At 45.8% G+C, this 12,493-nt stretch carries 13 protein-coding genes; 5 read left to right on the forward strand and 8 right to left on the reverse strand.

The genetic code is table 11. The annotated features are described in order from the left end of the window. Positions 1-107: 107 nt before the first annotated feature. Together ACE1OE_RS14265 and ACE1OE_RS14270 are read left to right on the forward strand one after the other, a co-directional pair. The gene (locus ACE1OE_RS14265) at positions 108-1,373 is read left to right on the forward strand and encodes a GntP family permease (RefSeq protein WP_102469805.1); all 1,266 of its coding nucleotides are present in this window, start codon (positions 108-110) and stop codon (positions 1,371-1,373) included. Positions 1,374-1,382: 9 nt separating this feature from the next. Then, complete coding sequence (locus ACE1OE_RS14270) at positions 1,383-2,522, forward strand: glycerate kinase (protein ID WP_449211459.1); 1,140 nt, start codon at positions 1,383-1,385, stop codon at positions 2,520-2,522. A 116-nt stretch (positions 2,523-2,638) separates the two neighbouring features. Here the strand turns inward: ACE1OE_RS14270 and sspB are convergent, their stop codons facing one another. The 8 genes from sspB to zapE form a co-directional block, all read right to left on the reverse strand. Then, positions 2,639-3,145, reverse strand: coding sequence for a ClpXP protease specificity-enhancing factor (gene sspB, locus ACE1OE_RS14275; RefSeq protein WP_449211460.1), 507 nt, complete (start codon positions 3,143-3,145; stop codon positions 2,639-2,641). A gap of 7 nt (positions 3,146-3,152) precedes the next feature. Then, on the reverse strand, positions 3,153-3,788 hold the full coding sequence (gene sspA, locus ACE1OE_RS14280) for a stringent starvation protein SspA (protein WP_102469802.1): 636 nt from the start codon (positions 3,786-3,788) through the stop codon (positions 3,153-3,155). Between the two features lie 88 nt (positions 3,789-3,876). Next, positions 3,877-4,614, reverse strand: coding sequence for a cytochrome c1 (locus ACE1OE_RS14285; RefSeq protein WP_372059870.1), 738 nt, complete (start codon positions 4,612-4,614; stop codon positions 3,877-3,879). Continuing rightward, positions 4,611-5,876 carry a cytochrome b gene (locus ACE1OE_RS14290; RefSeq protein WP_449211461.1) on the reverse strand — a complete coding sequence of 422 codons (1,266 nt, stop codon included), beginning with the start codon at positions 5,874-5,876 and terminating at the stop codon, positions 4,611-4,613. The genes ACE1OE_RS14285 and ACE1OE_RS14290 overlap by 4 nt, the downstream gene beginning before the upstream one ends. Beyond that, positions 5,876-6,466 carry a ubiquinol-cytochrome c reductase iron-sulfur subunit gene (gene petA, locus ACE1OE_RS14295; protein WP_102469799.1) on the reverse strand — a complete coding sequence of 197 codons (591 nt, stop codon included), beginning with the start codon at positions 6,464-6,466 and terminating at the stop codon, positions 5,876-5,878. Before petA ends, ACE1OE_RS14290 begins: the two co-directional genes overlap by 1 nt. A 457-nt stretch (positions 6,467-6,923) precedes the next feature. Beyond that, complete coding sequence (gene rpsI, locus ACE1OE_RS14300) at positions 6,924-7,316, reverse strand: 30S ribosomal protein S9 (RefSeq protein WP_102469798.1); 393 nt, start codon at positions 7,314-7,316, stop codon at positions 6,924-6,926. Between the two features lie 15 nt (positions 7,317-7,331). Continuing rightward, a complete protein-coding gene (gene rplM / locus ACE1OE_RS14305) occupies positions 7,332-7,760 on the reverse strand; it encodes a 50S ribosomal protein L13 (protein ID WP_102469797.1) in 429 nt (142 codons plus the stop codon). Positions 7,761-7,972: 212 nt separating this feature from the next. After that, on the reverse strand, positions 7,973-9,076 hold the full coding sequence (gene zapE / locus ACE1OE_RS14310) for a cell division protein ZapE (protein WP_449211462.1): 1,104 nt from the start codon (positions 9,074-9,076) through the stop codon (positions 7,973-7,975). A 143-nt stretch (positions 9,077-9,219) separates the two neighbouring features. Here zapE and zapG point away from each other — a divergent pair, with 143 nt between their 5' ends. From zapG to degS, 3 genes are all read left to right on the forward strand, one after another. Further along, positions 9,220-9,675, forward strand: a complete 456-nt coding sequence (zapG, locus tag ACE1OE_RS14315; RefSeq protein ID WP_102469795.1) for a Z-ring associated protein ZapG — start codon at positions 9,220-9,222, stop codon at positions 9,673-9,675. 132 nt (positions 9,676-9,807) lie between these two features. Then, positions 9,808-11,175 (forward strand): Do family serine endopeptidase, encoded by a 1,368-nt coding sequence (locus ACE1OE_RS14320; protein WP_449211480.1) that lies wholly within the window; start codon positions 9,808-9,810, stop codon positions 11,173-11,175. A gap of 225 nt (positions 11,176-11,400) precedes the next feature. After that, positions 11,401-12,465, forward strand: coding sequence for an outer membrane-stress sensor serine endopeptidase DegS (gene degS, locus ACE1OE_RS14325; protein WP_102469793.1), 1,065 nt, complete (start codon positions 11,401-11,403; stop codon positions 12,463-12,465). The last annotated feature ends 28 nt before the right edge of the window (positions 12,466-12,493 follow it).

Raw genomic sequence — 12,493 nt, forward strand, 5'->3', positions numbered from 1 at the left:
CTGTCACTTCGCATAAAGAAATACCGCTATATGATCGGTAACCTTGCTCAAAACAGGGCGTTACTCTGCGCCTAACAATACTGATAACAATTAGCGGAAAATTGATAATGATCGAAGTTTCGACTCTTGGCGCCTTAGCGGCCCTTGTTGTGGCTATTGGCCTCATACTTAAAAAAGTACCACCCGCCTATGGCATGATGATTGGCGCGTTGGTTGGCGGCGTCGTCGGCGGCGTTTCACTGACCGATACGGTGGGTCTCATGATTGGTGGTGCGCAGGGCATTGTCACTGCTGTGCTTCGTATACTCGCGGCAGGCGTGCTTGCTGGTGTGTTGATTGAATCAGGGGCAGCCACATCGATTGCTGAAACGATTGTCAAAAAGGTGGGAGAAACACGCGCTTTATTGGCATTGGCGGTCGCGACAATGATCCTAACCGCTGTAGGCGTGTTTGTGGATGTTGCTGTTATTACTGTTGCGCCTATCGCCCTAGCCATTGCTCATCGCGCTGATATTTCCAAAACGGCAATTTTATTAGCGATGGTAGGTGGTGGTAAAGCCGGTAATGTTATGTCGCCAAACCCAAATGCTATCGCCGCCGCTGACGCCTTTAATGTCCCTCTGACTTCCGTCATGGCTGCCGGTGTTATTCCCGGTCTTTGCGGTATGTTCGTTGCGTACTTTATTGCTAAAAAGCTTATCAATAAGGGCTCAAAAGTCACAAAAAGCGAGGTGGTCGCTGTTGACCATTCTAAGCTGCCTTCCTTCAGTGCGGCTATTGTTGCCCCTATGGTCGCCATCGCTCTACTTTCTTTACGACCAATTGCAGGCATCAATGTTGACCCGCTCATCGCACTGCCATTAGGTGGCCTAATGGGCGCTGTTGTCATGGGTCGATTTGCCGACACGAACCACTTTGCTGTTTCGGGCCTAACTCGTATGGCACCAGTTGCCGTGATGTTGCTGGGCACAGGGACATTGGCAGGCATCATTGCAAACTCAGCGCTGAAAGACGGGTTGATTGATGTACTTACCGCTTCAGGATTGCCGTCTTATTTATTAGCGCCAATCTCTGGTGCCATGATGGCTCTAGCAACAGCATCAACAACCGCCGGTACAGCTGTTGCGTCCAGTGTATTCAGCGGCACCATTCTAGAACTCGGCGTCCCAGCTCTCGCTGGCGCAGCCATGATCCACTCCGGCGCAACTGTACTTGACCATATGCCACATGGCAGCTTCTTCCACGCTACGGGCGGTGCGGTTCATATGGACATTAAGGAGCGGCTAAAATTGATCCCTTACGAATCGGCTGTAGGCTTAGTGATCGCATTTGTCTCCGTCATGATGTTCGGTGTATTTGGTTTATTTGTATAAGGTATTATCATGAAAATAGTAATTGCTCCTGATTCATATAAAGAAAGCTTAACCGCAATGGAAGTCGCACAAGCCATAGAAAATGGATTCCAGAAAATCTTTCCCGATGCTGAATACATCAAACTTCCTATGGCTGATGGAGGGGAAGGCACCGTTCAATCTCTTATTGATGCAACGGGTGGAGAATTGATTTCCGTTAATGTCACCGGTCCGCTCGGCGCGCCTGTGGACGGCTTTTTAGGTCTTGTTGGTGATGGTTCAACGGCTGTGATCGAAATGGCTGCAGCTTCTGGTATCCATCTTGTCCCCGCAGATAAGCGAGATCCGCTAGTCACTACCTCTTATGGAACGGGTGAGCTTATTAAGGCGGCTTTAGATATGGGGGTGAGACATATCATTGTTGGTATCGGTGGCAGCGCAACCAATGATGCAGGTCTGGGCATGGCACAAGCATTGGGTGCTCAACTACTCGATAGCAATGGTAATGAGCTAGGCTACGGAGGTGGCGAACTAAGCAAATTAGCCTCAATCCACACCGAGGATATGGACCCGCGCCTAGGTGATATCAAACTGGAGATCGCTTGTGATGTGGATAACCCGTTATGTGGTCATAAAGGCGCATCAGCGGTATTTGGCCCGCAGAAGGGGGCAACACCAGCAATGGTCGCCATATTGGATGCTAACCTTTCTCACTATGCTGATGTAATTAAAGCAACAAATGGCAAAGACGTTAAGCATACCCCTGGCGCAGGCGCCGCGGGTGGACTCGGAGCCGCATTCCTTGGACTATTTAATGCAAGTCTACGTCCAGGTATTCAGATAGTAATGGATGCCGTGAGTTTGAGTGATGTGGTTAAAGATGCGGATCTTGTCATCACTGGAGAAGGGCGTATTGATAGCCAAACCATTCATGGCAAAACACCGGTCGGTGTAGCGCGAACAGCAAAACAAACACAGGTGCCTGTGATTGCTATCGCAGGAAGCACAGCGAAAGACTGTCACGTTGTTTATGACCATGGCATTGATGCCGTCTATAGCGTCGTACTCGGCGCAACGGATCTACCGACCGCTCTAAAAGAAGCCGCATTTAATGTTGAGATGACATCTCGCAATATCGCCGCTGCGCTCGCAATGTCTTTTACGCACTAGCGCTTATAGGCACTAACGCTTATAGGCACGTAAACCACTAACGCAACTTGTGTCACATCGTTTTGAATGAGACATACCGATGAAAAAAAAGACTGCTCAAAGGCAGTCTTTTTTTATTACTTTACGACTCGAAGGCTTGGTCGGCCTTTCGTACGTGGTGGCTCTGGCTCATCATCGCCATGAGGCTCAGACTCCAACACCGACTCTTCAGAAAGCTTCGCTACCGGTACTTCTGCAACCGTTAGCCCAGAGACGGGTGTCTCTTCAGCAAAGTCTTCTTCTTCAATCGATGCATAGGCATCTTCAGGTTCAAACATCGTACCTGCGCCGTTTTCTCGCGCATAGATGGCTTGAACTGAATAAAGCGGCACAATAACGGTGTGCGGCTTTCCACCAAATCGAGCGTGAAAGGTAATGGCTTCATTACCTAACTCTAATTGCCCTACCGCCCTAGAGGCGATATTCAAGATGATCTGTCCATCTTGAATAAACTCTTGCGGTACACGCACCCCAGGTAACATTGCATCAACAACGATATGAGGGGTAAGGTCGTTCTCTGCCAGCCAGTCATAAAATGCACGAAGCATATAAGGACGGCGAGGCGTCATTTTAGTAATATCCATGAATAACTTAGCGAACTAAACGCATCTCACGCTCAGCTTCTGTTAAAGAAGCCAGGAATGAATCACGTTCAAATACTCGGTTCATGTATATTTTAATTTCTTTCGCACCAGGGCCAACAAGGTCGATACCCATTTCTGGGAGACGCCACAATAGCGGAGCTAAGTAGCAGTCGATCAAGCTGAACTCTTCACTCATGAAGTACTCATATTCAGCAAAGATTGGCGCGAGTGTCAGTAAGTCATTACGCAGTTTATTACGTGCAGCTTCAGATTCTTCAGCAGTTCCTCTTACCACTTTTTCAGCAAGCGTATACCAGTTACGTTCAATGCGATAAATCATTAAACGGCTGTTACCGCGAGCTACCGGGTATACAGGCATAAGTGGTGGATGAGGGAAACGCTCATCTAGGTATTCCATAATGATCTTAGAATCGTAAAGGGCTAGTTCACGATCAACCAAAGTTGGTACGGTTTTATATGGGTTTAGTTCAGCAAGCTCTGCTGGGATGTTTGACTCATCCACTAACTCAACCTCAACACTGACACCTTTTTCTGCTAGAACGATACGAACCTGGTGGCTATATAGATCGGTAGCACTAGAAAAAAGAGTCATCACAGAACGTTTATTGGCAGCTACAGCCATGGAGCCCTCCGGAATACTTACAAAAAACAATGGAGGCAAAGCCTCCATTGTTAACTAAATTTAGAATCAGCGCGACATGATATCACAATTAGTGAACATCACGCCAATACTCTTTCTTAAGCAAAACAACGACAATGGTAAACAGCACAAGGAACGCCATTGCCCACCAACCCATTGCATGACGCTCCAGCTTCACTGGGTCACCCGAATACTCAAGGAAGTTAACCAAATCGCGAACCGCATCATCGTATTCGCTAGTGCTTAATTCGCCGCGTCCATCCGTTTGAGTTCCTACAACAACCTCAACATCTTGACCATTAACCACATGAGTCTCAAAGATTGGGCTTGGGATGCCTTGAAGCTCTTCGAGCACATGAGGCATACCGACATTTGGGAACGTCGTGTTATTCACACCAAACGGACGACTTGGGTCAGCATAGAACGAACGCAAGTACGTATAAAGCCAATCAGCGCCACGTACACGAGCGACTAAGGTTAGGTCTGGCGGTGGAGCGCCAAACCAGCTAGCCGCTTGTTTTTGCGGCATCGCGTTAACCATTAGGTCACCGATCTTTGCTTCCGGGTCAAAAACTAAATTTTCTTTAGCCAGATCAACCGGAATACCAAGGTCATTCGCTACACGCTCATAACGTTGATACTGCGTTGAGTGACAAGCAAAACAATAGTTCATGAACAGCTTCGCACCATTTTGTAGCGAAGCTTGATCGGTGAGGTCATTATTTGCTTTATCCAGATGCACATTTCCACCAGCCGCAAACGCGAGGGATGGCAACAGTGCAAAAAGTACTACAATCCACTTTTTCATTTAAATGTCACCCTCTTCGGTAGTGGCTTGGTGTTCTCATTTTTACTGTAGACATACAACAAAATGAAGAACATGAAATATCCCAAACTAAAGATTTGAGCCATCAAGGTGTACGTTGCCGTTGCTGGAAGCGCACCGAGAATGCCTAACGCAATAAAGCTGATCGTAAACTGAATGATATTAATCAAATGGATTTTGCTTCTGTAACGGTAAGAACGAACTTTACAACGGTCAAACCACGGAAGTAAAAATAAGAATACAATTGAAGCCCCCATTGCAGCCACACCTAGCAGCTTATCAGGAACCGCACGTAAGATGGCGTAGAACGGCGTGAAATACCAAACTGGGGCAATATGCTCTGGTGTTTTCAGAGGGTTCGCCGCTTCAAAGTTTGGTGGCTCAAGGAAATAGCCGCCCATTTCTGGGTTAAAGAACAACACGTAGCTGAACAAGAAGAAGAAGCCTGCTATACCCACCATATCTTTTACCGTTCCATATGGGTGGAAAGGTATCGAATCAATGATGTCGTATTTTTTGCTGTAGTAATCATGGAATTTGAACTGCGTTTTGTAGTCATCGCCCATTGAGCCTTTAGGTAGCTTAGTTTCAATACCGTCCGGGTTATTTGAGCCCACTTCATGTAGCGCCAAAACGTGCAAGACAATCAGTAGCAGTAGCACAATTGGTAACGCAATAACGTGCAATGCAAAGAATCGGTTTAGTGTCGCGCCCGAGATGATGTAATCACCACGGATCCACAATGTCAGATCATCACCGATAACTGGGATGGCACCAAACAGTGAAATAATTACTTGAGCGCCCCAGTAAGACATTTGTCCCCAAGGAAGCAGGTAGCCCATAAAGGCTTCAGCCATTAGCACTAAGAAAATCAGCATACCGAAAACCCAAAGCAACTCACGAGGTTTTTGGTATGAGCCATAAATCAGGCCGCGGAACATATGAAGGTAAATAACCACAAAGAAAGCAGATGCACCCGTTGAGTGCATATAACGCAACAACCAGCCGTATTCCACATCACGCATGATGTATTCCACAGAAGCAAATGCGCCTTCACCAGATGGTACGTAGTTCATGGTAAGCCAAATCCCCGTTAGGATTTGGTTAACAAGGACCAACATAGCAAGAGAGCCGAATAAATACCAAAAGTTAAAGTTCTTTGGCATTGGATATTCTGATAAATGCTTTTTATAAGCATTCATTGCGGGCAGTCGTTTTTCTACCCAGTCAAGTACAGCTTGCATTATGCATCCCCCTCATCCACGCCGATAAGAATTTTTGTATCACTCAAATACATATGCTTAGGAATCACTAGATTCAGTGGTGCCGGCACGTTCTGGAATACTCGGCCTGCCATGTCAAATTTCGACCCATGACAAGGACAGAAGAAGCCTGATTTCACACCTTGGACTTGCTCACTAAAAGAGTCCGCAAGGTAGGTAGGTGAACATCCTAGGTGGGTACAGAATCCAACCGCAATAAAATACTCTGGTTTAATCGAGCGATAACCATTTTGAGCATATTCCGGTTGCTGTTCTTCTTGAGATTGTGGGTCACGTAATTTATCTGATAACGTCCCCAAATTATCCAAAACAGACTGTGCTCGCCTAACAACCCATACCGGTTTGCCTTGCCACTCGACGCGAACCATCTGGCCCTCTTCAAGTTTACTGACTTCAACCTCTACAGGAGCACCGGCGGCCTTTGCTTTGGCACTTGGGTTCCAAGATTTAATAAAAGGAACGGCGACTGCAGCTGCTCCCAAACCACCAACAACCGCAGTTGTAGCAGTAAGGAAACGCCTACGACCGTTATTTAAAGGCGCATTGCTCATCCAACATTTCTCCCATATGCTCCTTTGGGCCAATATCCAGCGAATCCAAGCTGCTCTGTCATGTTAAATAACCGTAGGGGAACCATTCCTTTGGTTATCTTCCTTGCGTTGAACGTGCAAATTTAAAATAAATTATGCGAACTTGAGTCCATTCTGATACTAGTTATCACCAATAAAGCATGGCTAACAAAATAAGAATTTTAGTTGTTTTTATTTGATAGCAAATGATAAAGAAAACCCTACTTTTTGACAAGATAAAGCTACCTTTTCGTAACATCTATAGCAGGAAATCGTTTACCAGTTCACAAAAGGGAGGAAAAGCGAAGTCTCTTCAGGGGAGTTGATGAATTTAGAGGGATTATTAGGGGTGATAAAAACAAAAAAGCCCAGCCATAAGGCTGAGCTTTTGGACCACAAACCAGCAAAAACTGGAAAGTAGATTTCTGAAAGCGAAAAATTAACGCTTTGAGAATTGTGGTTTACGACGTGCTTTACGTAGACCAACTTTCTTACGCTCAACGCAACGAGCGTCACGAGTAACGTAGCCAGCTGAACGTAGTGCAGGACGTAGAGTTTCGTCGTATTCCATAAGCGCGCGAGTGATACCGTGACGGATAGCACCAGCTTGACCAGAAATACCGCCACCTTTAACAGTAACGAATAGATCTAGCTTCTCAGTTAGTTCAGTAAGCTCAAGAGGCTGACGAACTACCATGCAAGAAGTTTCGCGACCGAAGTAAACTTCTAGTTCACGCTTGTTGATTACGATGTTGCCAGTGCCTGGTTTAATAAAAACGCGAGCAGCTGAGCTTTTGCGACGACCAGTGCCGTAGTATTGATTCTCTGCCATTTCTGATATCCCCAATTAGATGTCTAGTACTTGTGGTTGTTGAGCAACATGGTTGTGCTCAGCGCCAGCGTAAACTTTTAGCTTACGGTACATAGCACGGCCAAGAGGACCACGTGGTAGCATACCTTTAACAGCTAGTTCGATTACCATTTCTGGCTTCTTGTCGATCAACTTTTCAAAAGTGATAGACTTAAGACCACCTGGGAACTCAGTGTGACGGTAATACACTTTACCTTTAGCCTTGTTACCAGTTACAGTAACTTTCTCAGCGTTAACAACGATGATGTAATCACCAGTGTCTACGTGAGGAGTGTATTCAGCTTTATGCTTACCGCGAAGACGAGATGCGATCTCGCTTGCGATACGGCCAAGAGTTTTGCCTTCTGCGTCTACAACATACCAGTCACGTTTTACAGTTTCTGGTTTAGCAACGAAAGTTTTCATGCTAATAATTACCTATAAAAAAAATTTACACTTAAGGAACAATATGTTCCCACTGTCTAAGAGTCCCATTCATCACCCCTTCGAGTGTTGGAAACACTTGGCATAACCTGACTTTCGTCGAAGCTAGAGGCTCGCAGTAACGGTAGGTCGCAGGATTATAGAGAAGCTAGAGGAAAAAATCACCTATTTTTTAGCCAAATGAAGTAAAAATCCTATGCGAGGTGTTCAGAAGCCAAATAATCATGGCTTTGCATTTCGGTAAGTCGCGAAATACAGCGTTTGAATTCAAATTCTAACAGCCCGTGCGTATAAATAGACTCCAGTTCAACCTCAGCCGATATGATCAACTTTACACGACGCTCATAAAACTCATCCACAAGTGCGATGAATCGCCTTGCTGCATCATCCACTTTGTTGTCCATCTGTTTGACATCCGCCAACAGTACCGTGTGATAGAGGCGTGATATCTCAATATAATCATTTTGGCTACGCATCGTCTGACAAAGCTGCTCAAACGTGGCAAACAGTACATCATCAGCCGATGCCACCACTGGAATAGCACGATGGTTAATCTCTATCGATGATTCCAATGCCTTATCTTCCAGCACTAACTGCTTAAAGTAGCGATGAAGGTTTTCATTCGCCGAGGTATCGAGAGGGAAATGATAAATCTCTGCTTGTTCAAGTGTGCGCAACCGGTAATCAATACCGCTATCTACATTTAATACATCACAGTGTTTTTGAATGAGTGCGATTGTCGGAACAAACCTTGCTCGCTGCAATCCATTACGGTATAGATTTTCTGGCGGAATATTCGAGGTGGCGACCAAAACAACACCACGACTAAATAACGCCTGCATTAACGATGATAAAATCATCGCATCCGTGATGTCAGAAACATAAAATTCATCGAAACAAATAATGGTTGCTTCAGCCGCAAAGATATTGGCAACACTGTCGAGTGGGTTTTCAATATCGCCCAGTTTTTTCAATTCATCATGAACACGATACATAAAGCGATGAAAATGCACCCGCATCTTTTTCTCTGAAGGTACACTGTCAAAAAAAGCATCCATTAAATACGTTTTTCCACGCCCTACGCCCCCCCAAAAGTACAACCCCTGAGGCGCGATAGCTTGCTCTGGCGATTTACCTAACAATTTTTGCATCATAGTGAGTGGCGGGGCTTCAAAGTTCAAATACTCAATGAACTCGTGATGAAGACGATCTAATGCTTCCACCGCTTGATGCTGGGCCGCATCGCGCTGAAAACCATTGGTTTCAATGTCGTAATTGTATTTTTCTATCGGTGTCATGGATAACTCGCAGCACAGATCCAACAACCATAAATGGCGTATTTTTCTTTATTGGCATGAACACTCATAGTACCATGACAAAACAACGTGTGTAACCATCAGGTAACGCACATGTTAATAAACAATATAATAAGGGAACTGCTATGCCTTGGATTTACGCCGTCGTCGGCCTACTTGTGGGTGCCATTTTAGGAATTGTGATTTCTCGACTCACTACCCCACAATACAAAAAACAAAAAACGATTCAAAAAGATCTCGAATCAGCAAAATTCGCTTTAGAGCAACAACGTCAAGAGTTGTCAGATCATTTTGCGCAAAGTGCAGAGATGCTCGACACGCTCGGTAAAGACTACACGAAGCTTTACCAGCACATGGCAAAAACCTCCGCTGAGTTGCTACCTAACCTTCCAGAGCAAGATAACCCTTTTGTGAAGAAGATTGCGGAACACAACATCGAATCGGAAAGCACCTCTAATGCTGATGAGCAACCTAAAGATTACGCTAATGGTGCGACAGGCTTATTACGAGAAGAAACAAAAGAAGTCGTCGCGTCACCTGAACTCGTGACCTCTGAGCCAATCACAGCTAAAGCCTCGTAGCCAATCTTGGATAAAAGCGGTTGAATTTACCTCAATGATTATTGGATGGGATTTTCTGCCGCTTTTTATTTTGAGTGAACTTTATTCAAATCAACCAGTCATAACTCTTACTAAACCTAGAGGAGTTTTATGATGAAAAAACCGATACTTGCCTTAACTGTTTTGTCGTTAAGCCTGAGTTCAATCATCACACCCATGCCAGTCTCTGCCGCTCTACCTCTTGCCATTGATGGTGAGCAACTTCCAAGCCTTGCTCCTATGCTAGAAACGGTCACCCCTGCCGTCGTTAGCATCGCCGTTGAAGGCACGCAAGTCTCCAAGCAGCAGTACCCTGAGCAATTCAAATTCTTCTTTGGTCCCGACTTTCCAACAGAACAGCTTCAAGAGCGCCCATTTCGCGGCCTGGGCTCTGGTGTCGTCATTAACGCTAAAAAGGGTTATATCGTCACCAACTACCACGTTATCAATGGTGCTGAAGAGATTCACGTTAAACTGCAAGATGGCCGAGAATACGACGCAGAGCTTGTAGGCGGAGACGAAATGTCAGACGTTGCTCTGCTCAAGCTCGATGATGCCAAAAACCTCACTGAGATAAAGATTGCTGACTCAGATTCATTACGGGTAGGTGATTTCACCGTCGCAATTGGCAACCCATTTGGCTTAGGACAAACCGTTACCTCTGGTATTGTCTCTGCGCTAGGTCGCAGTGGATTAAACCTCGAAAACTTCGAAAACTTTATACAAACTGATGCGGCTATAAATAGCGGTAACTCCGGCGGTGCACTGGTCAACTTAAAAGGTGAACTGATCGGTATTAATACCGCCATACTCGGCCCCAATGGTGGCAATGTCGGCATCGGCTTTGCCATCCCATCAAATATGATGGATAACCTAACAAAGCAAATTATCGAATTTGGTGAGGTAAAACGTGGCATGCTCGGCGTTCAAGGCGGTGAGGTAACCTCTGAGCTTGCTGAGGCACTAGGTTATGATTCAAGTAAAGGCGCCTTTGTTAGCCAAGTCATGCCTGATAGCGCCGCAGAAAAAGGCGGTCTAAAGGCCGGCGATATTATCGTCTCTGTCAACGGCAAAAAAATTGCGACCTTTAGTGAATTGAGAGCTAAAGTCGCGACACTCGGAGCGGGTAAAACGATTACTCTTGGTCTCATTCGTGATGGCAAGTCCATGACAGTCGATGCCACCCTCACCGAAGGCGCCAAAAGTCTCACCAAAGCCGATAAGCTGCATGAAGGCCTCACGGGTGCTGAATTCTCTAATACAGAAAAAAGTGACGATGTTGAGGGCGTCAAAGTGAAATCCGTCGCTGAGGGCTCACCTGCTGCACAATATGAGCTTCAGCAGGGCGATATCATTATGGACGTTAACCGTGAACGGGTTAAAAATGTGGGTGAATTCCGTAAGATTCTAGAGGCTAAGCCGGGGGTTTTGGCACTCAATATCCAACGGGGCGATCGCACAATTTACTTAGTGGTCCGCTAAATCGTCACAATTTGTGTAAATTCTTAGTGAAAGGGCTATCCAACGTGACAGCCCTTTTTTATTATTTCTCAACAAAATGATATGCTTTGTTCGCAAGCTGTTGCTCGAAAAGCATTAAGTCCATGGCAATCCGTATCGTTTAAGACCATTTTCATACTATGCTAGCTTCAGTGATTGTTATTTTGTCCCATTGACCGTCAATGCCGATATCTTATTGAGAGAACAATGCTGAACTTTTTATTCCGATCCGTATCAATGGGGTTGATCACCGCGCTGTTAGTCCTAATCGCGGTGCCGTCTCTGAGACCAACGATCATCTCTGAGCAGTTTGATACTCAACCAGTTACTGGTACTTCACTACAGGTCTCATTCAATCAGGCCGTTCGTAACGCGGCACCTGCGGTCGTCAATATCTATAGTCGACAGTACAAAGAAAACGATCGTACTACCTTGTCAACTCAAGGGTTAGGATCGGGTGTCATCGTGAGTGAAAAAGGCTACATCATCACCAACTACCATGTTGTTGCTAATGCTGACCAAATCGTTGTCGCCCTGCAAGATGGTCGAATCGCCGCTGCTCAGTTAGTGGGTAAGGATCAACGTACTGACATTGCCATTTTGCGGGTCGAAGGCACAGACCTTCCCGTTATCCCTTTAAACCAAAGCTATAGCCCAAAAGTTGGCGACGTCGTATTAGCCATTGGCAATCCCTATAACCTTGGGCAAACCACAACTTTCGGTATTATCTCTGCGACGGGTCGCTCCTCGATAAGTGCGGGCGGGATTCAAGCCTTTATCCAAACTGACGCGGCGATTAACCAAGGTAATTCAGGTGGCGCTTTAGTCAATACACAGGGTGAGTTAGTTGGTATCAATACCGCCTCTTTCCAACAAGCTACCGATCTAGAAACCTACGGCATCTCTTTCGCTATCCCATATAAACTGGCAAGCAAAATAATGGAAAAAATCATTGCTGACGGCCGAGTGATTCGTGGTTACATCGGCATCGACGGGCAAGACATCAACTCCGTCACCGCTCGTCTTTTAGGGAATGAACACATTGGTGGCATAATTGTACTAGGGCTGGATCCAAAAGGCCCTGCGGCAGAGGGAGGAATAAAGGTTCAAGATATTATTCTGACGATTGGTGGCAAAAAGCTCAATGGCAGACAAGGGGTTCTTGACCTTGTTACTGATTTAAGACCCGGCACTACCGTAGATGTCAACCTGCTTCGTGATGGAAAAGAGATGACGTTAAAAGTGACAGTGGCGGAAGATAGCCGCGGATAACAGTGTGTATACCGCTACCCTATTGAAG

It is taken from the genome of Vibrio sp. E150_011 (genome assembly GCF_053544015.1).